24 protein-coding genes are annotated in these 26763 nt (G+C 66.3%); 13 read left to right on the top strand and 11 right to left on the bottom strand.

Annotation, left to right across the window (positions count from 1 at the left end):
* Window positions 1-102: 102 nt before the first annotated feature.
* A complete protein-coding gene (locus tag GFS60_RS26435) occupies window positions 103-4611 on the top strand; it encodes an ATP-dependent helicase (RefSeq protein WP_201453457.1) in 4509 nt (1502 codons plus the stop codon).
* A gap of 1 nt (window position 4612) precedes the next feature.
* Window positions 4613-5362: a DNA-formamidopyrimidine glycosylase family protein gene (locus GFS60_RS26430; protein ID WP_159925803.1), complete on the top strand. Its 750-nt coding sequence runs from the start codon at window positions 4613-4615 to the stop codon at window positions 5360-5362.
* Here GFS60_RS26430 and GFS60_RS26425 read toward each other — a convergent pair.
* Window positions 5359-6090, bottom strand: coding sequence for a DUF1353 domain-containing protein (locus GFS60_RS26425; RefSeq protein ID WP_159925801.1), 732 nt, complete (start codon window positions 6088-6090; stop codon window positions 5359-5361). The two genes, GFS60_RS26430 and GFS60_RS26425, sit on opposite strands and share 4 nt — an antisense overlap.
* Before the next feature lie 7 nt (window positions 6091-6097).
* A complete protein-coding gene (locus GFS60_RS26420; protein ID WP_159925799.1) occupies window positions 6098-6676 on the bottom strand; it encodes a TetR/AcrR family transcriptional regulator in 579 nt (192 codons plus the stop codon).
* Window positions 6677-6744: 68 nt separating this feature from the next.
* Between GFS60_RS26420 and GFS60_RS26415 the strand changes: the two genes are divergently transcribed.
* Both GFS60_RS26415 and GFS60_RS26410 read left to right on the top strand, forming a co-directional pair.
* The gene (locus tag GFS60_RS26415) at window positions 6745-7689 is read left to right on the top strand and encodes an oxygenase MpaB family protein (protein WP_159927558.1); all 945 of its coding nucleotides are present in this window, start codon (window positions 6745-6747) and stop codon (window positions 7687-7689) included.
* A gap of 41 nt (window positions 7690-7730) precedes the next feature.
* Complete coding sequence (locus tag GFS60_RS26410; RefSeq protein ID WP_159925797.1) at window positions 7731-8267, top strand: hypothetical protein; 537 nt, start codon at window positions 7731-7733, stop codon at window positions 8265-8267.
* Here GFS60_RS26410 and glpD read toward each other — a convergent pair.
* Window positions 8245-9987, bottom strand: coding sequence for a glycerol-3-phosphate dehydrogenase (gene glpD, locus GFS60_RS26405; protein WP_159925795.1), 1743 nt, complete (start codon window positions 9985-9987; stop codon window positions 8245-8247). The two genes, GFS60_RS26410 and glpD, sit on opposite strands and share 23 nt — an antisense overlap.
* A 50-nt stretch (window positions 9988-10037) precedes the next feature.
* On the opposite strand from glpD, the gene glpK reads away from it, so the two are divergent.
* Complete coding sequence (gene glpK / locus GFS60_RS26400) at window positions 10038-11531, top strand: glycerol kinase GlpK (protein WP_159925793.1); 1494 nt, start codon at window positions 10038-10040, stop codon at window positions 11529-11531.
* On the opposite strand, the gene GFS60_RS26395 is transcribed toward glpK, so the two are convergent.
* The 3 genes from GFS60_RS26395 to GFS60_RS26385 form a co-directional block, all read right to left on the bottom strand.
* A complete protein-coding gene (locus GFS60_RS26395; RefSeq protein WP_159925791.1) occupies window positions 11516-12700 on the bottom strand; it encodes an aminotransferase-like domain-containing protein in 1185 nt (394 codons plus the stop codon). The genes glpK and GFS60_RS26395 overlap by 16 nt on opposite strands.
* Window positions 12701-12867: 167 nt before the next feature.
* On the bottom strand, window positions 12868-14271 hold the full coding sequence (locus GFS60_RS26390; RefSeq protein ID WP_159925789.1) for an NAD(P)H-quinone dehydrogenase: 1404 nt from the start codon (window positions 14269-14271) through the stop codon (window positions 12868-12870).
* Between the two features lie 157 nt (window positions 14272-14428).
* Window positions 14429-15325 (bottom strand): SDR family oxidoreductase, encoded by an 897-nt coding sequence (locus GFS60_RS26385; RefSeq protein ID WP_159925787.1) that lies wholly within the window; start codon window positions 15323-15325, stop codon window positions 14429-14431.
* A gap of 181 nt (window positions 15326-15506) precedes the next feature.
* Between GFS60_RS26385 and GFS60_RS26380 the strand changes: the two genes are divergently transcribed.
* Complete coding sequence (locus tag GFS60_RS26380) at window positions 15507-15968, top strand: gamma-glutamylcyclotransferase (RefSeq protein WP_109335211.1); 462 nt, start codon at window positions 15507-15509, stop codon at window positions 15966-15968.
* Between the two features lie 15 nt (window positions 15969-15983).
* On the opposite strand, the gene GFS60_RS26375 is transcribed toward GFS60_RS26380, so the two are convergent.
* From GFS60_RS26375 to GFS60_RS26365, 3 genes are read right to left on the bottom strand one after another with little or no spacing between them, the layout of a single operon-like run.
* Window positions 15984-17135, bottom strand: coding sequence for a M20 family metallopeptidase (locus tag GFS60_RS26375; protein ID WP_159925785.1), 1152 nt, complete (start codon window positions 17133-17135; stop codon window positions 15984-15986).
* Window positions 17132-18280, bottom strand: coding sequence for a M20 family metallopeptidase (locus GFS60_RS26370; protein ID WP_159927556.1), 1149 nt, complete (start codon window positions 18278-18280; stop codon window positions 17132-17134). Before GFS60_RS26370 ends, GFS60_RS26375 begins: the two co-directional genes overlap by 4 nt.
* A 24-nt stretch (window positions 18281-18304) precedes the next feature.
* On the bottom strand, window positions 18305-19003 hold the full coding sequence (locus GFS60_RS26365) for an enoyl-CoA hydratase/isomerase family protein (protein ID WP_159925783.1): 699 nt from the start codon (window positions 19001-19003) through the stop codon (window positions 18305-18307).
* A gap of 20 nt (window positions 19004-19023) precedes the next feature.
* Between GFS60_RS26365 and GFS60_RS26360 the strand changes: the two genes are divergently transcribed.
* The gene (locus GFS60_RS26360; RefSeq protein WP_159925781.1) at window positions 19024-19806 is read left to right on the top strand and encodes a purine-nucleoside phosphorylase; all 783 of its coding nucleotides are present in this window, start codon (window positions 19024-19026) and stop codon (window positions 19804-19806) included.
* Window positions 19803-21392, top strand: coding sequence for a phospho-sugar mutase (locus GFS60_RS26355; RefSeq protein ID WP_159925779.1), 1590 nt, complete (start codon window positions 19803-19805; stop codon window positions 21390-21392). The genes GFS60_RS26360 and GFS60_RS26355 overlap by 4 nt, the downstream gene beginning before the upstream one ends.
* A 1-nt stretch (window position 21393) precedes the next feature.
* Here the strand turns inward: GFS60_RS26355 and upp are convergent, their stop codons facing one another.
* Window positions 21394-22017, bottom strand: a complete 624-nt coding sequence (gene upp / locus GFS60_RS26350; protein WP_159925777.1) for a uracil phosphoribosyltransferase — start codon at window positions 22015-22017, stop codon at window positions 21394-21396.
* Between the two features lie 190 nt (window positions 22018-22207).
* On the opposite strand from upp, the gene GFS60_RS26345 reads away from it, so the two are divergent.
* From GFS60_RS26345 to GFS60_RS26325, 5 genes are read left to right on the top strand one after another with little or no spacing between them, the layout of a single operon-like run.
* Complete coding sequence (locus GFS60_RS26345) at window positions 22208-22531, top strand: type VII secretion target (RefSeq protein WP_159925775.1); 324 nt, start codon at window positions 22208-22210, stop codon at window positions 22529-22531.
* 2 nt (window positions 22532-22533) lie between these two features.
* Window positions 22534-23721 carry a C40 family peptidase gene (locus GFS60_RS26340; protein ID WP_159925773.1) on the top strand — a complete coding sequence of 396 codons (1188 nt, stop codon included), beginning with the start codon at window positions 22534-22536 and terminating at the stop codon, window positions 23719-23721.
* An 8-nt stretch (window positions 23722-23729) separates the two neighbouring features.
* A complete protein-coding gene (locus GFS60_RS26335; RefSeq protein WP_109335214.1) occupies window positions 23730-24074 on the top strand; it encodes a hypothetical protein in 345 nt (114 codons plus the stop codon).
* Entirely contained in the window at window positions 24071-24376 is a 306-nt protein-coding gene (locus tag GFS60_RS26330; RefSeq protein WP_159925771.1) for a YbaB/EbfC family nucleoid-associated protein, read from the top strand. The genes GFS60_RS26335 and GFS60_RS26330 overlap by 4 nt, the downstream gene beginning before the upstream one ends.
* Window positions 24377-24424: 48 nt before the next feature.
* Window positions 24425-25663 (top strand): primosomal protein, encoded by a 1239-nt coding sequence (locus tag GFS60_RS26325; protein ID WP_159925769.1) that lies wholly within the window; start codon window positions 24425-24427, stop codon window positions 25661-25663.
* Window positions 25664-25675: 12 nt separating this feature from the next.
* On the opposite strand, the gene GFS60_RS26320 is transcribed toward GFS60_RS26325, so the two are convergent.
* Window positions 25676-26761, bottom strand: coding sequence for an adenosine deaminase (locus tag GFS60_RS26320; protein ID WP_159925767.1), 1086 nt, complete (start codon window positions 26759-26761; stop codon window positions 25676-25678).
* Window positions 26762-26763: the final 2 nt, after the last annotated feature.

Below are 26763 nucleotides of genomic sequence, written 5' to 3'. Positions count from 1 at the left end.
TATCTCAGCGCTCCGACACACTTCTCCAAGCGCGCTCTCGCCCTCTCGGCCGTTCCGAGCAGACGTGCGGTGTCTGTCGGACCTCCGGTGCACTATGGAACGGTGACCGAAGTCCTCGGCAAGTTCTCTGCCGCCACCAGGGAGTGGTTCGACGGCGCCTTCCCCGCGCCGACGAACGCGCAGCTCGGCGCCTGGGAGTCGATCGCCAGCCGCGCCAACACGCTGGTGGTCGCACCTACGGGGTCGGGCAAGACCCTCTCGGCCTTCCTGTGGTCCCTCGACCAGCTCGCGGCGACGGGCGAGAAGGACCGGTCCACCAAGGTTCTGTACATCTCACCGCTGAAGGCACTCGGCGTGGACGTCGAACGCAATTTGCGAGCCCCACTGGTCGGCATTACCCAGACAGCGAAACGGCTCGGCCTGACACCGCCCGAGATCTCGGTCGGTGTCCGCTCGGGCGACACCCCGCCCGCCGACCGCCGCGCGCTGATCAAGAATCCGCCGGACATCCTCATCACCACCCCCGAGTCGCTGTTCCTCATGCTCACCTCGTCGGCGCGGGAGACGCTGACCCGGGTCGATACCGTGATCGTCGACGAAGTGCACGCTGTCGCAGGAACCAAGCGTGGGGCGCACCTGGCACTGTCGCTCGAGCGACTCGACCGGCTCCTCGACACCCCCGCGCAGCGCATCGGACTGTCGGCGACGGTGCGCCCGCACGAAGAAGTGGCACGCTTCCTCTCCGGTTCGGCGCCGATTCGGATCGTCGCTCCGCCGTCACCGAAGATGTTCGACCTGACCGTTCAGGTTCCCGTCGAGGACATGACGGAGCTGGGTCTCGCCGAGCCTGCCGAGGGCTCGGCATCGTCGACTCCCCAGGCCGGGTCGATCTGGCCACACGTCGAGGAACAGATCGTGGATCTCGTCCTCGCACACCGATCGTCCATCGTGTTCGCCAACTCGCGGCGGCTCGCGGAGCGACTTACCGCACGACTCAACGAAATCTATTCCGAGCGTAGTGGCACCGACGTCGACAGGAACCCGAAGCCCGCCTCGCAGATCGGCGCCCCTTCCGAGGTCAACTTCGGCGCCGACCCTCTGCTCGCGAGGGCTCACCACGGTTCGGTCAGCAAGGATCAACGAGCCCTCATCGAGGACGACCTCAAATCCGGACGGCTCCGCTGTGTCGTCGCGACGAGCAGCCTCGAACTCGGAATCGATATGGGGGCAGTGGATCTCGTGGTCCAGGTGGAGGCTCCGCCCTCGGTGGCGAGCGGCCTGCAACGTGTGGGCCGCGCCGGACACCAGGTCGGGGAGATCTCCCGCGGCGTCGTGTTCCCCAAGCACCGCACCGACCTGATTCACTGCGCCGTCACCGTCGAACGCATGGTGACCGGCAAAATCGAAGCACTCGCGGTGCCGGCCAACCCACTCGACATCCTCGCTCAACACACCGTTGCGGCCACCGCACTCGAACCGCTCGACGTCGACGACTGGTTCGAGACGGTCCGCCGCAGTGGATCCTTCGCCTCTTTGCCGCGCTCGGCTTACGAGTCCACGCTCGACCTGCTGGCAGGGCTGTATCCTTCCGACGAGTTCGCGGAACTGCGCCCCCGGCTCGTCTGGGATCGCGAAGCCAACACACTGACGGGTCGTCCCGGCGCGCAACGTCTCGCGGTCACCTCGGGGGGTGCCATCCCCGATCGCGGACTGTTCACCGTCTACATGGTGGGCGAAAAAGCTTCTCGGGTCGGCGAACTCGACGAGGAGATGGTGTACGAGTCTCGGGTCGGGGACGTCTTCGCGCTCGGTGCCACCAGCTGGCGGATCGAGGACATCACCTTCGATCGGGTACTGGTCAGCCCGGCGTACGGTCAGCCCGGCCGTCTCCCCTTCTGGCACGGTGACGGCCTCGGCCGACCGGCGGAACTCGGTGAGGCGCTCGGACAGTTCCTCCGGGAGATTTCGCTCGGCCACGAAACGGAGGTGAAGGAACGGTGCCTCACAGGAGGTCTTGACGACAATGCCACGAACAATCTAGTTCAGCTGGTCAACGAACAGAAGACCGCCACCGGTCAGGTTCCCACTGATCGCACCCTGGTGGTCGAGCGATTTCGCGACGAGCTCGGCGACTGGCGTCTGATCCTGCACTCACCTTATGGACAGCGTGTGCACGCACCGTGGGCTCTGGCTGTCAGTGCTCGGCTCAGCGAGCGCCACGGTCTCGACTCCAACGCGACCGCATCGGACGACGGCATCATCGTCCGCCTTCCCGACACGGAGGACACACCGCCCGGGGCAGACCTCTTCGCCTTCGATACCGACGAGATCGAGGACATCGTCACGGAACAGGTGGGCGGGTCTGCGTTGTTTGCCTCGCGGTTCCGTGAATGTGCCGCTCGCGCTTTGCTGTTGCCGCGCCGCAATCCTGGAAAACGGGCGCCGCTGTGGCAGCAGCGTCAACGTTCGGCGCAGCTCCTCGACGTCGCCCGCAAGTATCCGACGTTTCCGATTCTGCTCGAGACCGTGCGCGAATGCCTCCAGGATGTGTACGACCTTCCGGCCCTGAAGGATCTGTTCCGCCGGATGGCGCGGCGGCAGATCCGCATCGTCGAGGTCGAGACACAGTCACCGTCACCCTTCGCCGGCGCGTTGCTGTTCAACTATGTCGGTGAATTCATGTACGAGGGCGACAGCCCGCTGGCCGAACGCCGGGCCGCCGCCCTGTCCCTCGATTCTGCCCTACTCGCAGAACTGCTCGGCCGTGTCGAGCTGCGCGAACTTCTCGACGCCGATGTCATCACGCAAGCGGAGCTGGAATTGCAACGCCTTCTCCCGGACCGCAAGGCGAAAGACCTCGAAGGCGCGGCCGACCTGCTCCGCATTCTCGGCCCCCTCACCACGGAGGAGGTCACCGCACGCTCGACGCAGGATCCCACACCGTGGCTGGACGAGCTGGTTCGCGCCAAGCGTGCGCTCGCCGTCTCCTTCGCCGGTGCCCACTGGTGGACGGCGATCGAGGACGCCGCGCGCCTGCGAGACGGACTGGGTGTTCCGTTGCCCATCGGTACGCCGGCCGCATTCATCGAACCCGTCGACGACCCACTCGGTGACCTGCTCAGCCGGTACGCGCGCACCCACGGACCATTCTCGCTCGGTGATGCAGCCGGGCGCTTCGGCATCGGGTCCGCTGTCGCCCGCGACGTTCTGCAACGACTCGCCTCGGAAAAGCGGGTCATGGAAGGGGAATTCCGCCCCGGTGCCTCCGGTAGTGAGTGGTGCGATTCGGAGGTCCTCCGTCGCCTCCGCAGGCGTTCACTCGCTGCAGCCCGCCAGGAAGTGGAGCCCGTCAGCACTGCCACCCTGGGCCGCTTCCTCCCGAGTTGGCAACATGTCGGCGGCACTCTGCGCGGAATCGACGGAGTCGCCACGGTTGTGGAACAGCTTGCCGGCGTGCCGGTTCCCGCGTCGGCGCTCGAGTCGCTGATTCTGCCGTCCCGCGTCGCCGACTACTCCCCCGCCATGCTCGACGAACTGACCTCCACCGGAGAGGTGTTGTGGTCGGGCGCAGGAAACATTTCGGGAAAGGACGGGTGGGTGTGTCTCCACCCGGCCGACACCGCCCCCCTGACGCTGACGACCCCCGCCGAGTCGGATCTGTCCGACCTGCAGCGTCGGATCCTGGACACGCTGTCCGGCGGCGGTGCGTACTTCTTCCGTCAGCTCTCCGACACGCTGGAGATGTCCGAGGACAGTGCATTGGCCACTGCTCTGTGGGATCTCGTGTGGCTCGGGCACATCGGCAACGACACCCTCGCCCCGTTGCGTGCTCTCCTCTCGGACACGTCGAGAACCACCACCAGCCACCGTTCGCCGCGGCGCCCACCGCGCGCCCGTGCGTACCGCAGCCTCGCGACCCCGGTTCGCACGGCGCCGCCCACCGTCGGCGGCCGGTGGTCGATTCTTCCGGGCGCCGAGACGGATTCCACCCTGCGTGCCAGCGCTACTGCCGAACTTCTCCTCGAACGCTACGGCGTGGTGACACGCGGATCCGTGACGACCGAGAACGTTCCGGGTGGATTTGCTCTGATGTACAAGGTGCTCGGCACCTTCGAGGACAACGGGCGGTGCCGCCGTGGGCACTTCGTCGAGTCGCTCGGCGGCGCACAATTCTCCACTCCCCATGTCGTGGACCGGTTGCGAAGTTACGGTGATTCGCTGGAGGGCCGGCACACGTCGCTGCCCGCCGTGACACTCGCCGCCAGCGACCCCGCCAACCCGTACGGTGCGGCGCTGCCATGGCCGAAGCGCGGCGACGACGCACCAGGTCATCGCCCCGGGCGCAAGGCAGGCGGCCTTGTGGTCCTGGTCGAGGGCGAGTTGATCCTGTTCGTAGAACGCGGCGGGCGAACAGTTCTGACGTTCACCGACGATCCCGGTGTACTACGCACTGCGGCGTCTGCTCTCGCCGGAGTGGTCAAACGTGGGGGAATCGACCGAATCGTCGTGGAGAAGGTCGACGGCGAGACCATCCATGGCAGCGATTTCGCGCCGATTCTCACCGAGGCGGGGTTCGCGCCGACGCCCCGCGGCTTCCGGTTGCGAGCCTGACATGCCCGAAGGCGACACCGTCTGGCGCACGGCCAACTCGCTGCGTGACGCACTCGAGGGTCACGTACTGACCACGTGTGATGTGCGGGTTCCGCGGTACGCCACCGTGGACCTGTCCGGGTTGAAGGTCGACGAAGTCGTCAGCCGTGGCAAACATCTCCTCATCCGGGTCGGTGGGTACTCGATCCACACCCATCTGAAGATGGAAGGTGCGTGGCATATCTACCGGGCGGACGCACGGTGGCGTCGCCCAGCCCATCAAGCCCGTATCGTGCTGGCCACCGAAGAACGTGTCGCTGTGGGCTTCTCCCTCGGCATCACCGAGATACTCGACCGGAGTGCGGAAGCCGCCGCGGTCGGTCACCTCGGGCCCGACCTTCTCGGGCCGGATTGGGATGCAGACACGGCCGTCCGCAATCTCCGGGCTGCCGGTGATCAACCTATCGGTGTTGCCCTCGTCGATCAGCGCAACCTCGCGGGTCTCGGCAATGTCTACCGAAACGAGGTGTGCTTCCTCCGTGGCGTCGATCCCTACACTCCCGCGCGCGAGGTGACAAACCTGCCGGCCATGGTCGCGCTTGCCCATCGCATGATCCACGCAGACAAGAACAATCCGGTCCGGCACCGTCCGTGGGTGTACGGCCGCGCGGGCAAGCGTTGCCGCCGGTGCGGAACGGTGATCCGAAGCCGGGAACTCGGGCAGCAGGACATCTTTTTCTGCACCTACTGCCAGCCACCGTTCGACCGCTAGCGCAACACCGTGGTCGGCGGTCCGAGCGGTGGAGGCTTGCGCGTCACTCGGCGGCCGAACAGCCAGGCGGTGACGTCCGGTATCCACAGCACTGCCGCGGTCGCCAACGTCAGTAGGTAGGTCGGTGCGACCACCGGAAGGAGTATGCATCCGAGCAGTGCCACGGGAAAGTCCCTGCGCCACAGGAGTGAGAGGACACACGGAAGTGTGAGAAGGCCGACCGCTGCTGGGTAGTGGGAGGTGGTGATCGCCCACGGCACTCCCAACACCCAGCACACCATTCCGAGGATGTGATGGGCGATCAGCAGGAACCTCGTGTACGTGGTGAAAGTCCAGATCCGCCCGACCTCTACCCCGACCCAGAAGATCCGGCTGCGAAACGGTCCGACGCCCTCGTCGAGCAGCGCAGTCCGGAACAACTCGTCGGCCCGGCGGCGTAGCGCCATGCCGGATTTTCCGTGAGCTTCCGCATGGTGACACAGATCGTCGTGCATGATCGCGGGAAGCAGCTGGCGGCCGTACGGAGCGAGCAGCCCCCGGAGCGGCGCGGGCACGGAGGCGAGGTCGGTCCGGAGTACACACGGCTCCGGCGCGCAACCGGGCACCGTCACCACCGTCTCACCGTGGACGTACACGAAGTGGTCGGTGAGCTGAAAGTATTTGTGGTCGAGCACCCGAAGGGACGGCTGTGGACGAGCCGGATCGTCCGCTGATACCTGAAACGGCATGCTCACCTCATTCGTGGCCGGACCGGTTGGCCTCCATCACCAGAGTGACGCAATGGGCGACGAATTGCTCGCGCGACGCGGCAACGGTTCCGTCGAGATATCCGATGAACAACGTCGTAAGCGCGCCGACGACGCCGATCGCGACGAGCTGCTTCTCCACCTCGTCGTCCACGGCCGAGAGTTGGTCGTGGACGAGCGCTACGAACCCGGGCATGAGGTCCATTCCCCGCCGGCTCAGCGCGGGTTCGGACAGCGGCGCGAGCAGCAGTACCCGGCCCCTCTCGGGGTTGTCGACCATCAGCTCGACGAACGCTTCGACGGCGGCCTCGGCTCGCGCCCGCGCGGTGTGGGTCGACGACACCGCGCCCAGAAGCACCGCCTGCGCCTCGTCGCCGACCGCGGCGTAGACGGATCGGACGAACTCGTCGCGGTCGGCAAACGACTCGTAGAAGTAGCGCTCGGTCAACGAGGCCGCACGGCAGACGGCCCGGACGTTGACTGCAGGCCCTGCAGGGGCGCCCAGGAGCGTGATTCCTGCCCGCAGGAGCGCCGTTCGCCGGGCCTCGCGACGGTCTTCCAGCGTCACGCTTCCAGTTCCCACTGTTGACTACGCACGTTGTCAGATCCTAGTCTGACAACGTGCGTAGTCAATCGATGTCGAACAGCGCGTCCGTGCAGGACACCGCGCCCACACCGCTTGGACCCGACTCCCTGACCTGGAGGTACTTCGGCGACTGGCGCGGAATGTTGCAAGGCGTCTGGGCCGGCTCGATGCAGAACATGCATCCGGGCCTCGGCGCTGGAGTCGAAGAGCATTCCGAGTTCTTCGACGAGCGGTGGGAACGCTTGTATCGCTCGCTCTATCCGATCGGCGGCGTGGTGTTCGACGGTGAACGCGCCCAGCACACGGCCGAGCAGGTCCGGGGTTACCACAACACCATCAAGGGCGTCGACAAGCACGGGCGGAAGTATCACGCGCTCGATCCCGACACGTTCTATTGGGCGCACGCCACCTTCTTCATGGGCACGATCCTCACGGGCGACAATTTCATGGGCGGCCTCACCGACGAGCAGAAGCGGCAACTGTTCACCGAACACATCCAGTGGTACCGCCTGTACGGAATGAGCATGCGTCCGGTCCCGGAGACCTGGGAAGCGTTCCAGGAGTACTGGGACCACATGTGCCGCAACGTCCTCGAAGACAACAAAGCCACCCGTGACGTGCTCGATCTGTCCGGCCTGGGCGTCCCACCGTTTCTGAGATGGCTACCCGACCGAGTATGGGCCCTCGCGCGCATCCCAGTCGCCAAGGGCTTCGTCTGGCTGACGGTGGGAATGTACGACGAAGCGGTACGAGAGCGACTCGGGTACCGCTGGACGGCGCGCGACGAACGCCTGCACACCCTGGTAGGCCGGACGGTGAATGCCCTGTTCCGCCTCGTCCCGTGGCGCTACCGTTACCATCCTCGCGCCCGCGCCGGGTGGGACCGTGAGACGGGGCGCACCCGCCGGGACGCCCCGCTGGTGCATACGCCGCCGCGGAACCTCCCGCCCCTCGGGCGTCGCGACGACCCGAAGCACTACAGCCCGCGGGTGTGATTCCCAGGGAGAACACAGGCAAATCGTGACATGCTCGAAGGATGGAGTGGGACCTTCCGAGGCTCTTGAATCGCCCGCCGCTGATGAGCGAGAAAACGCTGTCGCCCGACCATGCGGCAAGCCGCATCAGCGCGTATATCTACGGCAACATTCTTGTGCTCGCCGCGCTCATTCCCGTTACCAAATCCCAGGAGACCCTGGGCATTGCCATCGTGGTGGGCGCCGCTCTGTCCACGTTCCTCGCCCACGCTTTTGCCGAGTCCGTGGGCCAGACACTCCGGCTCGGCAGATCGCTGTCCAGAACCGAAAGAGTTCGGGAATTGCGGGACGGTCTCCCTATCCTGACCTCCGCGGTGGTGCCCACCGTGATCCTCGGCACAGCTTATGTGGGTTGGCTCGAGCCGCGAACGGCGCAACTGACCGCGGAGATCGTGATGATCGTCCGCATCGGCTCGATCAGCTACGTGATCAGCCGGCTGCGGCGCGAAGAGGTCACCCACATGACGCACTGGGCGGCGATCGGCCTAGCGTTCGTTGCCGCAGTGATCGTGGTGGTCAAGGTACTTCTGACACACTGACGGGCGGTTCGAGCAATTCGACGCGAGATTCGGGTGCCGCCGCCCGCAACGCGTCCGCGGAGAGGTCGTCCGGCTGCGCTTGGGACTGCACCTCCGCCTCCACACGCGCACGGTAGGTCTTCAGTTCGCGGTCGATCATGTCGGCGTCCCACCCGAGGACGGGGGCCACCAGCTGTGCGACCTGCTCGGCGCAGTTCACACCACGATGCGAGTATTCGATCCCGATACGCGTCCTTCTGGTCAGGATGTCGTCGAGGTGCAGCGCGCCCTCCGCCGCAGCGGCATAGACGGCCTCGACCTGAAGGTAGGCCGGTGCGTCGGTAATGGGCTGCAGCAGTTCGGGTTTACCCTCCGCCAGATCGAGCACTTCACCGATCAGCGAACCGTACCGATCGAGGAGATGCTTGACGCGGTAGGGGTGAAGTCCGTACAGCTGACCCAGGTGCACGGTCTGGTTCACCAGCGCGTAGTAGCCGTCCGCACCTGCCAGCGGCACCTTCTCGGTAATCGAGGGCGCGACCCTGGCTGGAATGTCATCAGCAGCCAGATCCACCGCGTCCTCAGCCATCACTCGGTACGTGGTGTATTTGCCGCCCGCGATCGCGACCAATCCGGGCGCCACGCGCGCGACTGCATGCTCGCGCGACAGCTTGGAGGTCTCGTCGCTTTCCCCCGCTAAGAGGGGGCGCAAACCTGCGTAGACACCGTCGATGTCCTCGTGCGTGAGGGCCGTCACCAGGACCTTGTTGACGTGGCCCAGAATGTAATCGATATCGGCTTTGGTAGCTGCCGGATGGGCGAGGTCGAGATTCCAGTCCGTGTCGGTGGTTCCGATGATCCAGTGGCTGCCCCACGGAATCACGAACAGCACCGACTTCTCGGTCCGCAGGATGATGGCGGCATCGCTCACGATGCGATCCCGCGGTACCACGATGTGCACACCCTTGGAGGCGCGGACACGGAATCTGCCGCGCTGTCGGGAAAGCGCCTGTATCTCGTCCGTCCAGACACCGGTCGCGTTGATGACGACGTGCGCCTGCACCTCCGCGGTTCGCCCGTCTTCACAGTCACGGATCCGAACGCCGGACACGCGATCCGCTTCCCGCAGGAAACCTACGACCTGAGTGGACGTGCGCACCACCGCGCCGTAGTGGGCAGCGGTTCGGGCGACGGTCATGGTGTGGCGCGCGTCGTCCACGACGGTGTCGTAATACTGGATGCCGCCGGTCAGCGAGTTCCGCTTGAGTCCCGGTGCCATCCGCAAGGCACCTGCCCGGGTGAGGTGTTTCTGCGCAGGCACCGATTTGGCCCCGCCCATCCGGTCGTAGAGGAAGATCCCCGCCGCCATGTAGGGGCGTTCCCATACCCGATGGGTGATGGGAAACAGGAACTTGAGCGGCTTCACGAGATGGGGCGCCAGCGTCGTCAGCGACAATTCACGTTCCCGCAGGGCCTCCCGCACCAGCCCGAACTCGAGCTGCTCGAGATAGCGCAACCCGCCGTGGAACATCTTCGACGAGCGGCTCGACGTTCCGGACGCATAGTCCCGCGCCTCGACCAGGGCAACCTTGAGTCCGCGGGTGGCTGCGTCGAGGGCCGCACCGGCACCGACGACACCGCCGCCGATCACGACGACGTCGAACTGTTCGGTCTGCAGCTTCTCCCACGCAGCGTCGCGCTGCCCGGGACCGAGGAACTGCACACCTGGCGAACTACTCAACTCGGGCTCCTGTGAGATGACGACGGATTCATGCCCAGGCTAGTAGCTTCATGCGTGTGATTCAGTACATCGCTGCGATAGACCAGGGCACCACCTCGAGCCGCTGCATGATCTTCGATCACGACGGAGCGGTGGTCAGCGTCGCTCAGAAGGAGCACCAGCAGATCCTTCCCCGTGCCGGTTGGGTTGAGCACGACCCGGAAGAGCTGTGGATCAATACGCGCGAAGTGGTGGCATCCGCACTTGCGAAGGCGGATCTCACCAAACGTGACATCGCCGCCATCGGTATCACCAATCAGCGCGAGACTGCGGTGGTGTGGGACCGGAACACCGGAGAACCGGTGTACAACGCCATCGTCTGGCAGGACACCCGGACCGACGAGCTGTGCATTCGGCTCGGCGGCGACGAGGGGCCCGGACGTTATCAGAAGCGTACGGGCCTGCCGCTGTCGACGTATTTCGCAGGACCCAAGGTGCGGTGGATCCTCGACAACGTCGACGGCGCCCGTGCGCGAGCAGATGCCGGCGAACTGTGTTTCGGCACCATCGACAGCTGGATTCTGTGGCATATCACGGAAGGCACGCACGTGACGGATGTCACCAACGCCTCGCGTACGTTGCTGATGAATCTGGAGACGCTCGACTGGGATCCGGACATCTGCGCCGACTTCGAGATCCCACTGTCGATGCTTCCCGAAATACGCAGTTCCTCCGAGATCTACGGCGTGGGCCGTCCCCACGGCACCCTTCCCGGAGTACCGGTCGCAGGGATCCTCGGTGATCAGCAGGCCGCGACATTCGGGCAGGCCTGCCTGTCCGAGGGGGAAGCGAAGAACACGTACGGGACGGGGAACTTCTTGCTGCTCAATACGGGGACCACCCCCGTGCACAGTAAGCACGGCCTCTTGACCACGCTGTGCTACAAGATCGGGAACGCTCCTGCCGTGTACGCGCTCGAGGGGTCGGTGGCGGTCACCGGTTCACTGGTCCAATGGCTGCGGGACAACCTGGGGATCATCTCGTCGGCCGAAGACATCGAGCCGCTGGCGAATTCGGTCGACGACAACGGAGGTGCCTATGTCGTCCCGGCGTTCTCCGGGTTGTTCGCACCTCGGTGGCGACCGGACGCGCGCGGTGTGATCGCAGGCCTCACCCGTTTCGTGAACAAGGGTCACCTCGCCAGGGCGGCTCTCGAAGCCACCGCCTATCAGACCCGGGAAGTGATCGAGGCCATGCGTGCCGACTCCGGAGTCGAGCTCGCCTCACTGAAGGTGGACGGCGGCATGGTCGTCAACGAAACACTGATGCAGTTCCAGGCCGACATCCTGGGAGTTCCGGTCATCCGCCCCGTCGTCAGCGAGACCACCGCGCTGGGCGCCGCCTACGCCGCGGGACTGGCCGTCGGTTTCTGGTCCGGTGAACAGGATATTCGCGACAACTGGGCCATGGACAAGCGGTGGGAACCCGGGATGGACGAAGCGGAGTCCACCAGGCTGTTCGCCGAGTGGAACAAGGCCGTCGAGCGCACCTACGACTGGGCGTGATCCAGGTAGGCGCTGCCGAGTCTCTCGCAGGCACCTGCCAGAACGTCCTCCGGGCAGGTGGCGAAGCACAGTCGTAGTGCGGCGCCGAGATCTGCACCGACACCGAACGCCGACCCGGGTACGAACGCCACACCGTGCTCGACCGCCGTCGGCAGCAGATCCGCGGTGTCGATGGTGTCGTCGGTGAACTCGACCCAGCAGAACATCCCGCCCTGCACGTCGGACAGCGTCGCAGCATTACCGAAAGTGGTCGTCATCGCGGCGGTCAAGGCTCGGGCCCGGGCACCGTAGCGGGTACGGAGCGTGTCGAGGTGAAGTGCCAGCCACGCCTCGTCCGACAGCATCGCCGCCGTGATCTGGTGAGTGAGCGAGGAGCCGCACAGATCCGCGCCCTGTTTGAGAAGTTCCACCGCCTCGCACACAGCGCGATCACCGTGCAACCAGCCGACCCGCAACGCCGGAGCCAAGATCTTCGAGGCACTGGACAGGCGGATCACCCGGTCCGAGAATGTAGCGACCGGAGGGGGCGGCGTAGCGTCGAAGAACAACTCGCCGTACGGGTCGTCCTCGATGACCCAGAAACCGTACCGGTCGGCCAGCGCCGCCAAGTGCTCCCGCCGATCGGCGGCGAGAACGACGCCACGCGGATTGTGGAAGTTACTCACCGTGTGAACGACAGTGGGGCGCACGCCCGCTTCGAGAAGTTTCTGCAGTGCGATCGTGTCCATGCCGTCGCGATCGAGCGGCACCGCGCGGACGTCCGCCTGAGCCGCCCGAAATACCTGCAGCGCACCGGTATACGCGGGCTCTTCGACAACCACGATATCAGCCGGGTCGAGTAGAACCTGCGCGAGGAGGCTCAACGCCTGCTGCGATCCGTGGGTGACGACCACGTGGCCCGGGTCCAACTGCCGTCCGATCCGGGCGCCCTCACGGGCAGCGAGCACGTCACGCAATCGGCGCAGGCCCGTGGTTTCGCCGTACTGGACCGAGGCGGGATCAGCGAGCGCACGCTCCGCTTCCTTCCGAATCCGTTCTCGCGGAATGAATTCGGGGTCAGGGAGACCGCCGGCCAGGCTGACGACGTCCGGGCGGGCGGTAAGGGTGAGGAGGTCACGGATGGCGGAACTGCGCAAGCCGTCCATCCGGCGGGAAAATGTGTGCGGCATATCGACTCCCAGGGGCACATCGAGACAGAGGTCAGGAGAAGAACACCCTGTCCGTCCTGGGTCTGCGGGGCGGTAGAGCGCCGAGGCACGGCCGATGATTGTGGACCGTGCCTCGACTATCCCACCACTGCTGTCAGTATGTGAAATGCATTTCCCAGATATCGGGATCAGTCAAGGTCGTCGTGGCGCATCAGCTGGCGGGCGGCCTCGGTGATCGAGCCGGTGAGCGACGGGTAGACCGAGAACGTCGCTGCCAAGTCGTTGACGGTCAGGTTGTTCTGGACGGCGATCGCGATGGGCAGGATCAGCTCCGACCCGTTGGGCGCCACCACGACGCCACCGATCACCACACCGGTGGCAGGTCGGCAGAAGATCTTCACGAAGCCGCGCCGCAGGCCGGACATTTTTGCCCGCGGATTGGTGTTGAGCGGGAGCATGACGGTGCGGGCCGGCACTTCGCCGTTGTCGATCGCGGCCTGACTGACGCCTACCGTGGCGATTTCGGGCCGGGTGAACACCGCCGAGGCCACCGTCTTCAGCTTGATGGGACTCACGCCCTCGCCCAGAGCGTGGTACATCGCGATGCGACCCTGCATGGCGGCAACCGAGGCCAACGGCAGCAACCCAGTGCAGTCACCCGCAGCGTAGACGCCCGAGACCGGCGTCCGCGACACTCGGTCGACTCGCAGATATCCGCCCTTGTCCAGTTCGATGCCGACCTTCTCGAGTCCGAGGTTCTCGGTGTTGGGAACCGAGCCGACCGTCATCAAGGCGTGACTGCCCTCCACGGTTCGTCCGTCGGCGAGCACGACGACCACACCGTCTTCGGTGCGCTTGACCGCGTCGGCCCGCGCGTGCTTGACGAGGGTGACACCACGTTCGGCCAGAACGTCCTCGAGTACGAGTGCGGCGTCGGCGTCCTCACCGGGGAGCACCCGGTCTCGGCTCGACACCAGCGTTACCTTGACACCCATTTCGGTGTAGGCGGACACGAACTCCGCGCCGGTCACACCGGAACCGACGACGACGAGGTGGGTGGGCAGTTCGTCGAGGTCGTAGAGGTCACGCCAGGTGAGGATTCGCTCACCGTCCGGCTCGGCCCCGGCGATCACCCGAGGACTGGCACCGGTGGCGATGAGGACGACGTCGGCATCGAGCGTCTTCTGCTCGCCGTTCGCGAGGGTGGCGCGGACCTGATGTGATGCCATGCCGAGGCGCGGGTCGGTGAGCTCCGCAGTACCCGAGAGCAGCTCGACACCAACCGTCTGGAGCCTGGTTCGGATGTCGGCGGACTGAGCCTGAGCGAGACTCTTCACCCGGGCGTGGATCTGAGGCAGGGCAATGGTGGCCTGCGCAGGATCGAGAGCGATACCCAGATCGGTGGCGCGTCGCATGTCCGTGCGCACACCCGTCGAGGCGATGAATGTCTTGGAGGGCACACAGTCGTACAGAACGCACGCCCCGCCCACCCCGTCCGAATCGATCAAGGAGACGGCGGCGCCGTGCTGAGCGGCCACCAACGCTGCCTCGTATCCGGCAGGCCCGCCACCAATGATCACGATTCGGGTCATCTGTCCTCCAAATAGACGTGCCGACCAGGGTCTCCGGTCTGCAACTCGAGCATCACAGCGCGTCGTGTCGTGCACTGCCAGGGAACAGATTACTAGTCGCAGATCGGGGCCGTCGCCGCGTAGACCGCGGGCGGCGACTCGGCGCGGGAACGAGCGGTCAGGTCAATGGAGTGCCGCCGGTGACGCCGATGATCTCACCGGTGATGTAGCTCGATTCCTGGGAAGCCAGGAAGACGTACGCGGGCGCCAGCTCCGCCGGTTGCCCCGGGCGGCCCAACGGCACGTCGCCTCCGAACGACTCGAACTTCTCGGTCGGCATGGTCGCCGGAATCAACGGCGTCCAAATCGGCCCCGGGGCAACGGCGTTGACCCGAATGCCCTTCTTCGCGACATCGGCGGCGAGCCCCTTGGTGAAATCGATGATGCCGGCCTTGGTGGTGGCGTAATCCAGCAACTCCGGGGATGGGTTCGCGCCCTGGATCGAGGACGTGTTGATGATGGTCGATCCCGGCTCCATCACCGCGACCGCAGCCTTGCACAACCAGAACATCGCGTAGAGGTTGGTCTTCAGAACACGGTCGAACTGTTCCGTACTGATCTCGGCGATTCCGCCCATCCGCACCATTTGATAGGCAGCGTTGTTCACCAAGATGTCCAGCCCACCGAGTTCGGACACGGCAGTGTCGACGAGCGCTCGGCAGTGATCCTCCGACCTGATGTCACCGGGCACCGGCACCGCCTTACGGCCGGCGTCCTCGATGAGCCGAACCGTGTCCCGGGCGTCCGGCTCTTCCGCTTCGAGGTAGCTGATCAGCACGTCGGCACCCTCGCGCGCGAACGCAATTGCGACCGCTCGCCCGATACCAGAATCACCTCCGGTGATGAGAGCCTTCCGCCCTTCCAGCCGCCCGCTCCCCCGGTAGGTCTTCTCACCGTGGTCGGGTGCCGACACCATGTCCGAGGTGAGCCCCGGATGTTCGATCTCGCCCTGCCCTTCGCGGTCCGGCATCGGGTACGCGGTGGTGGGATCCTGTTTCGTGTACTGATCTGTCATTGCTCTCACCCTTTCGCTACGCCGACCAGGTCCCCTCCGATGTACCCAGTTTCACGGATCGAAATCGAGTGAACGACAGGTGAGCTGCGCCTCGCGCGTCTCCCGCGCGGTCGTGCAACTCCTCACGGTCCATGCCTACGCCTTTGCATCCCTGAGCAACCCGGTATGTAGTCTGACCTGCGTGAGTTACTACGCCGCCTATGGGTCCAACATGCATCCGGAGCAGATGCTGCAGCGCTGCCCTCACTCGCCGATGGCGGGAACGGGCTGGTTGCACGGTTGGCGGCTCACATTCAGCGGCGGTGACATCGGCTGGGAAGGCGCGCTCGCCACGGTGGTCGAAGACCCCGATTCCAAGGTCTTCGTGGTGCTGTACGACGTACCGGAGGAGGACGAGGTGAGCCTCGACCGCTGGGAGGGCTCCGAACTCGGGATTCACCGCAAGATCCGGGTACGGGTCGACACCGACGGAGAACCGGTGCTGGCCTGGCTATATGTGCTCGACGCCTACGAGGGTGGGCTCCCGTCTGCGCGGTACCTCGGTGTCATGGCCGATGCCGCCGAAATCGCCGGGGCACCCGCCGACTACGTGCGCGACCTGCGTACCCGCAACAGCCGCAACGTCGGCCCGGGCACCGAATAGGGCGTCTCGGAGCAGTCAGCCCAGCACGAGGCTGGACAACACCCGCACGCCGACACCGAGCGCCCGCTCGTCCAGATCGAATGTGGGTTGATGGATGTCGAGCTGTTCACCGACGCCCGACCACACGCCCAGCCTGGCCATGGCACCCGGAACTTCCTCGAGATACCAGGAAAAGTCCTCGCCACCACCGGACTGCGGGGTGTCGGCGAGGGCGTCCGCACCCACGGTGCGGATAGCATTCTCGAACATTCGGGTCGACACCTCGTCGTTGACGACAGGCGGCACGCCCCTGCGGTAGTTGAGTTGGTATCGCACTCCCGTGGGCGCCAGCAGTCCGTGCACGATGTCGCGAACGAGCGGCTCGAGCATTTCCCACGTCTCGTGGTCACCGGTCCGCACCGTGCCGGTCATCATGCCGGTCTGCGGAATGGCGTTGGGGGCCCGGCCCGCGCTGACCGCTCCCCACACCATGACGGTGCCTGTACGTGGATCGATTCGCCGGCTCAGCATGCCCGGCAGGCCGGTGACCACGGTGCCGAGCGCGAAGACCAGATCGGTGGTGAGGTGCGGCCGCGACGTGTGACCGCCGGGTGAGTCGAGCACAACCTCGATCGTGTCGGCAGCAGAGGTGATGGCGCCGAGCCGAATTCCGACGCGCCCGGCCGCGAGACGGGGATCGCAGTGCAGCGCGAAGATGCGGGAGACGCCTTCGAGTCGTCCTGCCGCGACCACCTCCAGTGCGCCGCCGGGCATCACCTCTTCGGCGGGCTGGAATATCAGGCGGACACCGACCGGTAGTTCCGGAATCTCGCTGAGGGCCAGGCCTGTCCCGAGCAGGATCGTGGTGTGGGCGTCGTGGCCACACGCGTGGGAGACACCCGGCACTGTCGACGAGTACGTCGCCCCGGTGAGTTCTTGCAGCGGAAGCGCGTCCATGTCGGCACGCAACGCGATCCGGGGTCCGGTGTCCGGGCCGAGATCACAGGTGAGTCCGGTACCTCCCGGGAGCAGTTCCGGTGAAAGACCCGCGGCAGCAAGCCGGGTCGCCACGAACTCCGTCGTGGCGTACTCGTGCCGCGCCAACTCCGGGTTGGCATGGATGTGCCGACGCCAATGCGAGAGGTCATCGGTGTGAGCACTGATCCATTTGTCGACGGCCGCATTCACCGGCGATCAACTCCTTCCAACAGCCGCACCCGCTGTGTGTCGTCCGTTGCAGCGCGAACTGCCGTACGAGCCAACGCAATTGCCCCGTCTACCACGGCGCGATCCGCCGACTCGGTGATACATGCCGCCGCGAAGCCGGGCTGATGCGTGACAGCACCGCCCGAGTCCAGTCCGATGATCGGATGGATTCCGGGTAGGACGTTCGTGACGTTCCCCATGTCGGTACTGCCCAGCGGACGTGTGCCTTCCCACTCGAGTGGCACCGGTGTCCGTCCCATATCGAGAATCTCTTCCCGGTAGGTCGCGACGAGCCACGGGTCGGGGGTGAGTTCCGTGTACGTCGGGGACACCGTGCGGATCTCATGGGTACATCCGGTTGCGAGTGCGCCTGCAGCGAAACACGCCTCCGCACGCGCGGTCAGTTCGGACAGCGCCCACGCCGTCTCGGCGCGCAGGTAATACAGCATCTCGGCCCGCGCCGGCACGATATTGGGTGCGGTGCCACCGTCCGACACGATCCCGTGAATCTGCTGGCCCGGCGAAAGATGCTGGCGCAGCAGGCCGATACCGACCTGCGCCACAGTCGCGGCATCTGCCGCATTGCGGCCGAACTCGGGCGCGGCCGACGCGTGCGCCTCCCGCCCGGTGAAGGTGATCGCGATGTCCGCGAGCGCCAGCGATGTGGCACCCGTGATGTCGACCGGCCCAGGGTGCACCATCAGGGCGGCTGCCACACCGTCGAAGATGCCCTGCTCGAGCATGGTGATCTTTCCGCCACCACTTTCCTCGGCAGGAGTCCCGATCACTCGCACCGTGATGCCCAGGCGCTCGGCGACCGTCGCGAGGGCAACTCCGGCACCGACCGCCGATGCCGCGATGATGTTGTGCCCGCAGGCGTGGCCGATCTCGGGAAGCGCGTCGTATTCGGCGCAGATGCCGAGCACCAGATCACCGCTGCCGAAGGTCGCGTCGAACGCGGTCGGCAGGCCCGCCACTCCCTGCCGCACCTCGAAACCGCTCCGTTTCAGCAGCTCGGTGACCTTTGCGACACTCCGAAACTCCTCGAACGCCAGTTCCGGTTCCGCGTGGATCGAATGGGACAGCGCAACCAGATCGGTCTCGATGGACCGGACCGCCGCCTCCATATCCGCATTCACGTGCTCATTCTCTCACCCGAAGCTGAAGTTGCTCTTGTCCGTCACCGTGGCGAGGGCGGTGAGGGCTTCCTGATGGATTCCGCGCTTGATGCCGGCCAGATTGTCACCGCGTGTCGCGGTGAGCGCGGATGCCCGGGTCACGGCCGCCGTGAGCACGGAATTCCCGTCCGCAACCTCCTCCACGATGCCCGTGGCGAGCGCATCTGCGCCGCCATAGCGACGGCCCGTCGTCATGGCCTCCACGGCGGTCTGTTTCGGCAAGCGGGTGGTGAGCAGCGCCGACATACCCACGGTGAACGGCATGTTCAGCGTCACTTCCGGCAGGCAGTAGAACCCGCGGTCGGCGCGCATCACCCGGAAATCGTGGGATGTCGCGAGCATGGCGCCCGCGCCGAATGCGTGCCCCTGGACGGCCGCGACCGTGGCCATCGGAAAAGTCAGCAGCCGGGTGTAGAGAGTGTGGACGCGGTCGAGGTACTCCGGGAGCTTGTCGGCGTTGGAGAAAATCCAGGTGGTGTCCAGTCCATTGGTGAAGAACTTGCCCGTTGCGGTCGTGACCAGCGCGGCGGGGCCTTCGTGCGCCTCGATCTCGTCGAGCGTGGCGTGGGTGGCATCGATCCAGTCCGGGGAGAAGCGGTTCTCGTTGTCCACCTCCCCCTCGTTCCCGAGGTACAGGATGAATACGTCACCGTCGCGATCGACATAAGGCATGAGTGGAAGACTATCGCCTCATGGGAACGCCAGACGCCGCGGCTGCCGCGCTCGCCGAGTACACCGACTGTGCCGAACACCCGATCGCCGTCGTCCTCGGATCGGGGTGGAACGCCGCCGCCGACCGGTTCGGGGAACCGTTCGCCACCGTGCCGATGGCCGAACTACCAGGCTTCACGCCGCCGTCGGCGCTCGGGCACGCAGGGACGATCCGATCCGTCGACGTGGGCGGGCGGCGGGTACTTCTCCTCCTCGGACGTACGCACGCCTACGAAGGTCATCCGCTGGACTCCGTCGTGCATCCCGTGCGGACTGCCGTCGCCGCGGGTGCGCGCACCGTCATCCTCACCAACGCCGCCGGCGGAATCCGGAGCGAGTACGCGGTCGGGCAGCCCGTCCTCGTCAGCGACCACCTCAATCTCACCGGACGTTCGCCCCTCGTCGGCGCGGAGTTCGTCGATCTCGTCGACGCCTACGACCCCGAACTGCGGGCGCTCGCCCGCGACATCGACCCGAGCCTTGCCGAAGGGGTCTACGCCGGACTGCCCGGACCGCATTACGAGACCCCGGCCGAAATTCGGATGCTGCGCACGCTCGGCGCCGATTTGGTCGGTATGTCCACCGTGCACGAGACGATCGCGGCGCGTGCCCTCGGTGCCCGGGTCCTCGGAATCTCACTGGTCACCAATCTTGCTGCCGGGATTACCGGTAAACACCTCGATCACGAAGACGTGCTCGCCGCGGGCCGCGCGTCCGCTGACCGCATGGGAGGGCTTCTGCGCAAACTGGTGGAGCGCCTGTGAGCGACGTCGTCACCCGGTGGATCGCCGACGACCCCGACCCACAGTCGCGCGCCGAACTGGCCTCGCTGTCCGCCGACGAACTCGCTGACCGCTTCTCCGCGCCGCTGAGCTTCGGCACCGCCGGCCTGCGCGGGCCGGTCCGGGCGGGGCCCAACGGCATGAACGTCGCGGTGGTGGTCCGCACCACTGCCGGCCTCAGCGCCTGGTTGAAGGACCGGTGCCTGGGCGGTTCCACCGTCGTGGTCGGCCGTGATGCGCGGCACGGGTCCGAGAAGTTCGCCCTGGCCGCGGCGGAGGTACTGGCCGGTGCCGGTTTCTCCGTTGTCTTGCTGCCGCGTCCGCTCCCCACGCCGATCGTCGCGTTCGCGGTACGCCGGCTCCGCGCGGCGGCCGGAGTGCAGATCACCGCGTCGCACAACCCGGCATCCGACAACGGCTACAAGGTGTACCTCGACGGCGGCGCACAGTTGATCTCGCCCTCGGACCGGGAGATCGAGGCCGCCATTGCCGCGGTGGGGCCGGCACACCTCGTCCCGCGCAGCCCGGTGATCCCGGCGTCCGACGAACTCGTGCAGTCGTATCTTGCGCGGGTCGCCTCCCTTCCGAGGGGAACGTCGCGCACGGTGCGCATCGCACTCACCGCGATGCACGGCGTCGGCGGCGAGACGGCGGTGGCGGCCCTAGTGGCTGCCGGGTTCACCGATATCCACACCGTCGCTTCCCAATTCCACCCTGACCCCGACTTCCCGACTGTCGAGTTCCCGAATCCGGAGGAACCCGGAGCGTCGGACGAGCTACTCGCGCTCGCCGACCGGGTCGACGCCGACCTCGCACTCGCCCTCGATCCCGATGCGGATCGTCTCGCCGTGGGTGTGCCGGGACCGGACGGCTGGCGCATGTTGCGTGGCGACGAGACCGGGGTCCTGCTCGCCGACCACGTCCTCGCGTGCGCACCGCCCGACCCGCTCGTCGCCACGACGATCGTGTCCTCGGACCTGCTCGAGAAGCTGGCGTCGGCGCGCGGTGCGCGAAGTGCGCGGACGCTCACTGGTTTCAAATGGCTCGTCCGCGCAGGACACGGGCTCGTGTACGCCTACGAGGAAGCGATCGGCCATTGCGTCGACCCGGAGGTGGTGCGCGACAAGGACGGAATCTCCGCCGCCGTCGTCGCCGCCGACCTCGCCGCTACCCTGCGCAGCGAGGGCTCGACCCTGCTGGACCGCCTGGACGATTACGCGCTCGAATTCGGTCTGCACGCCGGCGACCAGGTGTCCCGTCGAGTCGCAGACATCAGCGAGATCGGGGCCATGATGCAGCGCCTGCGGGCGAACATGCCGACGGAGTTGGCCGGCGAGCCGGTGCGGGCAACCGACCTGGCGGAGCTGCGCGGCCCATCCCGCACCGACGCCGTCGTCCTCACCGGTTCCTCCGTCCGGGTGGTGGTCCGGCCCTCCGGAACGGAACCGAAGCTCAAGTGCTACCTGGAGGTCGTGGTCGGGGCACCGGACCGGGAGGGGCTCGGCGCTGCCCGCGCCACGGCACGCGAGCGGCTGACCGTTCTACGCGACTTCGCCCACGCTCTCTGAGTCAGCGGGGGCCGAACTGACGGTCACCGGCATCCCCCAGGCCCGGCACGATGAAGGCGTCCTCGTTCAGCCCCTCGTCGACGGCAGCGGTGACGAGCCTGACCGGATGTCCCGACTCTTGCAGCGCCGCAACACCTTCGGGCGCCGCCACGACACAGACTGCGGTGACGTCGGTGGCCCCACGGGCAACAAGTAGATCGATGGTGTAAATCATCGACCCACCCGTCGCCAGCATGGGGTCGAGAACGAAGACCGGCATCCCGGAGAGGTCCTCCGGCAGCGACTCCAGGTACGGAACCGGCCGGTGCGTCTCCTCGTCGCGGGCCATCCCCACGAAACCGACCCGGGCCTGTGGGATCAAGGAACTGGCCTGCTCGACCATGCCCAGTCCGGCACGCAGCACGGGAACCAGGAGAGGTGGCTGTGCGAGCCGCACCCCGTCCGCGACCGCGACCGGAGTTACCACGTCGAACGTTGCGACGGGAGCCTCACGCATCGCCTCGTACACCAACATGTGCGTGAGCCTTCTCAACGCGCCGCGGAAGATGGCATTGTCGCTGCGCGCGTCGCGCATGGTTGTCAGGAGGACCGCTGCGAGCGGATGGTCGACCACGTGCGTGTTCATGCTCGAAGAATAAGGGGATCGGGCGGGGATTCCCTCGGGATCGACTTCGCCGGGCCACACGGGTCCGTCGACATGGGTATTCGGATTACCCGTGCAGCACGTCTCGGGTGTCAATGGGGGGTGGAACCGTATCGATGTCGACGGCGTCCAATAAGGTGACCGGTATCAAATCCGACTGGGGGGATTGACGATGAACGACTTGAGGGCGGATACCGCGAGTATCGCCACGTTCGCGGCCACGGCCGCGACCATGGGGGTGGAGATGCAGGCGGCCGGGCTGGCCGCTGCAGCGGCGGGCCCGCTGCTGCTGGGACCGGTGTTCGGCGTGATCGGCGCAGACTTCGTCGCCGCCTTCGCCACGGCGCACGCCGCGCACCTGGCGTCGATCGAGAAGCTAGCGGGTGTTCTCGGCGGGATCAGCACGACCGCGCTGGCCAACGCCGCCAACTACGACAGCACCGACATGGCCACGACGGCTGCGCTCGCCGCCGATGCTGTCGGGCTGGGGGCCTGACCATGATCCCCATCGATCTGCTCGCCCGCCCAATGCTCGATCTCCTCGGCGCCTTCGGCAGCGGTGTCCTCCCCGCGGGCGGTCCGGCTGACGCTCTCCGTACATCCTCGGTCGCCATCGACGCCGTGCACGACACCGGGCGAACCGGGATCAGCGCCGTCTACGGAGACTGGGAAGGCCGAGGCGGTACGGGCGCGATCGTGAAGACCGAAGAGGCGCAACGATCCACGGTCGCCGTCGCCGATCGCGGCAACGACATGGCTGCCGTCGTGGCCGAGGCGTCCGAGATCGTGCGGGCAGGAATGGCGCAATTGCAGGAGATCCTGCAGTCGTTCCTCTCCCTCGCGATCGCGGCCGGACCGGCGCTCGCCACCCCTCCGGGACAAGCCATGATCATCGCTGCCGCGATCGACCATCTCGGGAGAGCGACCACCGTCGTCGCCGCGGTACGGACCCAACTGAGTGAGCAGACCGCGCGAATGGTGGAGCTCACCCCTGCCGAGGACACACCGACCGCGCCCGCCGCAACCGCGCCCGCGAGCACGTCCGCCGCGAGCACCGTGCCCGCGTCCGCAACGCCGGTGTCCCCCGCGGGCGCCGACCCGATGAGTCGCGCGGCGTCCGGATTCGCGAGTTCGTCGAGCGCGCCGTCGATGTCCGGATTGATGAGTCCGGTGTCGAACATCGCCTCTTCGGGTGGCCGGGGCGCGAGCGGGAGCCGATCGGATTCCCTCATGGGCAATTCCGGAGTTACCGGCCGCGGCGCCGCCACTTCCGACGCCACGCACAGCGGTGAGGGCGTCGAGGTTGTTCTCCCGGACGGCAGCACTGCCCTGGCACCCAACAAGGAAGCCGCCGACGCCGTCCGCAATGCGCTGTCACAACAAGGTGTCCCGTATGTCTGGGGTGGCACCGCTCCCGGCGAGGGCGTCGACTGCAGCGGTCTGACGCAATGGGCGTATGGCGAAGCCGGAGTAGGGATTCCGCGTCTTGCACAGGAGCAGAACGTGGGTACCGCGGTCGACCCGGGCGACTTGATGCCGGGCGATCTGGCCGTGTGGGACGGACACGTGGCAATGGTGATCGGCAACGGCCAACTCGTGGAGGCCGGTGACCCAGTGCAGGTGGGTCCCATCCGAACCAGTAACAGCGGCATGGGCTTCTACGGCTTCTATCGACCTACCGAATGACAGGAATCATGTTTCCTCCCACCCCACCCCCGGCCGGAGTCACGGCAGCAGTGAGCAATCGATCGGGCACCGTGTCGGTGCGCACCACCGAGCACGGTCTCCCCCTCGAACTTCGCATCGATCCACGAGAACTGCGCTACGGCGGCCAGCGCCTCGCCGACGAGATTCTGACGCTGTGCCGTCGTTCCGCCATGGAAGCCGGCGCACGGCGCCGCGACGAACTGGCCCGTGACGGAATGCCTGCCGACGTGCTCGACAAGCTCGGTCTGCCCACCCGCGCCGACGTGGCAGCGGCCCAGGCCGCCGAGGACGAGGAAGAACCCGCCCCGACGAGCTGGATGCGACCACTGTGAGCGAACACGAAATGGACACCATCGTCGGCCGTGCCACCGAACAGGTCGCTCTCCTCGAGGAAGCACTCGAGGGACTGCGGTCGATCAAGTCCCGCGCCTCGAGTGAGTCCGATCACGTCACCGCCGAGGTGGACGGCAACGGAACCCTGACCGGCCTGTGGATGAACGATTCCATCGCCGGCCTCGACCCCGTGGCCCTGGCCACGCTGATTACCGGCACCACCCAGGAGGCCGCGCGCCTGGCCGCCGAACAGCGCAGCCAGGTCATGACGACGTTGCACGACGAGTTCGGGAAGGTCTAGCCATGGGCCGGGTATATCTTTGGCCGCCGGGTCGATAGGCTTCCCGCCATGGCTGGAGACATCGTCCCGATCGAACTAGGTCTCACCGACGGCGACCTCGTCACACTGTGGGCCCCACGGTGGCGTGAGGGCGACGACGAGTGGGAAGCATTCCTGGGTCACGAGGAAGACCTGTACGGGTTCGAATCGGTGGCGGAGTTGGCTGCGTTCATCCGCACGAATACCGACAACGATCTCGTCGAGCATCCTGCGTGGAGCGTCGTATCCGGGCTGTCCGCCGCCGAACTCGAACCGGACGAGAACTTCTGTTTCGATCTGATCGGGGTGCCGGAACTCGCTGCGAGCGACCCCGACGCCATCGTCGTCAGCGAACTCGAAGACACGCTCAACATGGTGCGCAACATCGGCGAAGTCTGCGAGCTCGACGCCGTCGTCAAATTCTTCAGCGCCAATCCGATCCTCGGCGCGCTCCCCGCAGGTGTGAGTGCATTCGAGGGTCGCGAAGGCGAAGAGCTCTGGAGCCAGATCGGAACGGCCATAGCGAAAGGCTGGGACGACGTCCTCGACGCCATCGATGGCATCGTGTCCACCCCCGACGTCGACGCCGATGCGGTGGCCGTTGCGGAAGCAGAGTTACTGGCCGCCGACGAGAACACCGTGGACGTGGACGACGCCGCGGAGGCCGAAGAAGAGGAGGAGTTCGTTCCCCTCGACCTGGAAGAAGACGACGACGAGGACGACTCGTTCTGGGGCTCGGTGGGCGTCGATCCCATCAAGATCATCACCTCGGGCGGCACCTACTTCACCCTTCGGTGCTATCTCGACGATGACGCTCTCTTCCTGGGTCGCGAAGGCGTGATCTTCGTGTTCACTTCGGAGCGTGCCCTCTCGCGTTACCTTGCCGATAACCACGACCACGCCCTTGCCCAGGTCAGCACCTACGAAGAGATCCAGGTGGCGGCCGTGGACGGCTCACTCGAGGTGGAGGTCACGGACGAGAACGTGTACGTCCTTCCCGGTTTGGCCGACGACCTGGCCGCCGGACCGAAAGCCGTGGACGCGGACCAACTCGACCTCGCGGTCGAATTGTTCACCGATGCAGCGGACTTCGCCGACGACGACTCGGTGGAAACCGCGCTCGCCACGTCCAACCCGCTCGGCTGGTACGTGTCGTTCATTCTCGACCCCGACCCGACCCGCCTGGCGCCCAGCGCGCCGTACGACGCCGAGGCCGACGCATGGCGCACCCTCGAGCGCGAATTCGAGGCTCGCCTGCGCGCGGTCTAGGCACGACAACGCTCAGCCCACGAGGACGGCGAATCCCGGCTTGATCACTTCGTCGATCAGCTGGAGTCGCTGATCGAACGGGATGAACGCCGACTTCATGGCATTGATCGTGTAGCGCTCGAGGTCCGTCCAGCCGTAACCGAACGTTTCGACCAGTCGAAGCATCTCGCGGCTCATCGTGGTATCGCTCATCAACCGGTTGTCGGTGTTGACCGTCACCCGGAACCGCAACTGTGCGAGCAGGCCGAACGGATGATTCTCGAGGGCATCGACCGCCCCGGTCTGAACGTTCGAACTCGGACACAGCTCCAACGGAATCCGCTTGTCGCGCACGTAGTTCGCGAGCGATCCGAGAACGGGGACACCGTCGTCGCCGATCGTGATGTCGTCGGTGATGCGAACCCCGTGCCCCAGCCTGTCCGTGCCGCAGAAGGCGATGGCCTCGTGGATCGACGGCAGGCCGAATGCCTCGCCGGCGTGGATGGTGAAGTGTGCATTGTTGTTGCGCATGAATTCGAAGGCGTCGAGGTGACGGCTCGGCGGGTTACCGGCCTCGGCTCCGGCGATATCGAAACCGACCACACCGCGGTCGCGGAACCGCACTGCGAGTTCTGCGATTTCCCGGCTTCGCGCCGCGTGCCGCATCGCGGTGAGCAGGACTCCCACGCGCACTCGCTGACCGCGCGTCTCCGCGGCCGACTCCCCCGCCCGGAAGCCGAGCAGTACCTGCTCCACCACCTGATCGAGCGTCAGCCCCTCCTCGAGGTGCTGCTCGGGAGCGAAGCGGACCTCGGCGTACACCACGCCGTCGTCCGCCAGATCCTCCGCGCATTCCCGGGCCACCCGCTCGAGCCCGGTCGGTGTCTGCATTACCGCAACCGTATGAGCGAACGTCTCCAGGTAACGCTCGAGCGACCCGCTGTCCGCAGCCTCGCGGAACCAGGTGGCGAGTGCCGGCGCGGTATCGGCGGGCAATCCGTCGTACCCGCAGTCGCGGGCCAGTTCGAGAACTGTCTCGGGCCGGAGACCTCCGTCGAGATGGTCGTGCAGCAACACCTTCGGCGCTCGGCGCAGAGCCGACAGATCCAGTGCGGTCATGC

The sequence above is a fragment of the Rhodococcus sp. WAY2 genome, assembly GCF_009859915.1.
Taxonomy (GTDB): Bacteria; Actinomycetota; Actinomycetes; order Mycobacteriales; family Mycobacteriaceae; genus Rhodococcus_F; species Rhodococcus_F oxybenzonivorans.
Note: the sequence above shows the minus strand (reverse complement) of the source record. Positions and strands in the feature narration are given on the sequence as shown.

What these genes read in the sequence shown, in the direction of transcription:
- GFS60_RS26430 (WP_159925803.1), top strand. Translation starts at nt 4,613, where the DNA reads ATGCCCGAAGGCGACACCGTCTGGCGCACGGCCAACTCGCTGCGTGAC.
- GFS60_RS26425 (WP_159925801.1), bottom strand. Translation starts at nt 6,090, where the DNA reads ATGCCGTTTCAGGTATCAGCGGACGATCCGGCTCGTCCACAGCCGTCC.
- GFS60_RS26415 (WP_159927558.1), top strand. Translation starts at nt 6,745, where the DNA reads ATGTCGAACAGCGCGTCCGTGCAGGACACCGCGCCCACACCGCTTGGA.
- GFS60_RS26410 (WP_159925797.1), top strand. Translation starts at nt 7,731, where the DNA reads ATGGAGTGGGACCTTCCGAGGCTCTTGAATCGCCCGCCGCTGATGAGC.
- glpK (WP_159925793.1), top strand. Translation starts at nt 10,038, where the DNA reads ATGCGTGTGATTCAGTACATCGCTGCGATAGACCAGGGCACCACCTCG.
- GFS60_RS26395 (WP_159925791.1), bottom strand. Translation starts at nt 12,700, where the DNA reads ATGCCGCACACATTTTCCCGCCGGATGGACGGCTTGCGCAGTTCCGCC.
- GFS60_RS26390 (WP_159925789.1), bottom strand. Translation starts at nt 14,271, where the DNA reads ATGACCCGAATCGTGATCATTGGTGGCGGGCCTGCCGGATACGAGGCA.
- GFS60_RS26385 (WP_159925787.1), bottom strand. Translation starts at nt 15,325, where the DNA reads ATGACAGATCAGTACACGAAACAGGATCCCACCACCGCGTACCCGATG.
- GFS60_RS26370 (WP_159927556.1), bottom strand. Translation starts at nt 18,280, where the DNA reads ATGGAGGCGGCGGTCCGGTCCATCGAGACCGATCTGGTTGCGCTGTCC.
- GFS60_RS26365 (WP_159925783.1), bottom strand. Translation starts at nt 19,003, where the DNA reads ATGCCTTATGTCGATCGCGACGGTGACGTATTCATCCTGTACCTCGGG.
- GFS60_RS26360 (WP_159925781.1), top strand. Translation starts at nt 19,024, where the DNA reads ATGGGAACGCCAGACGCCGCGGCTGCCGCGCTCGCCGAGTACACCGAC.
- upp (WP_159925777.1), bottom strand. Translation starts at nt 22,017, where the DNA reads ATGAACACGCACGTGGTCGACCATCCGCTCGCAGCGGTCCTCCTGACA.
- GFS60_RS26345 (WP_159925775.1), top strand. Translation starts at nt 22,208, where the DNA reads ATGAACGACTTGAGGGCGGATACCGCGAGTATCGCCACGTTCGCGGCC.
- GFS60_RS26340 (WP_159925773.1), top strand. Translation starts at nt 22,534, where the DNA reads ATGATCCCCATCGATCTGCTCGCCCGCCCAATGCTCGATCTCCTCGGC.
- GFS60_RS26335 (WP_109335214.1), top strand. Translation starts at nt 23,730, where the DNA reads ATGTTTCCTCCCACCCCACCCCCGGCCGGAGTCACGGCAGCAGTGAGC.
- GFS60_RS26325 (WP_159925769.1), top strand. Translation starts at nt 24,425, where the DNA reads ATGGCTGGAGACATCGTCCCGATCGAACTAGGTCTCACCGACGGCGAC.
- GFS60_RS26320 (WP_159925767.1), bottom strand. Translation starts at nt 26,761, where the DNA reads ATGACCGCACTGGATCTGTCGGCTCTGCGCCGAGCGCCGAAGGTGTTG.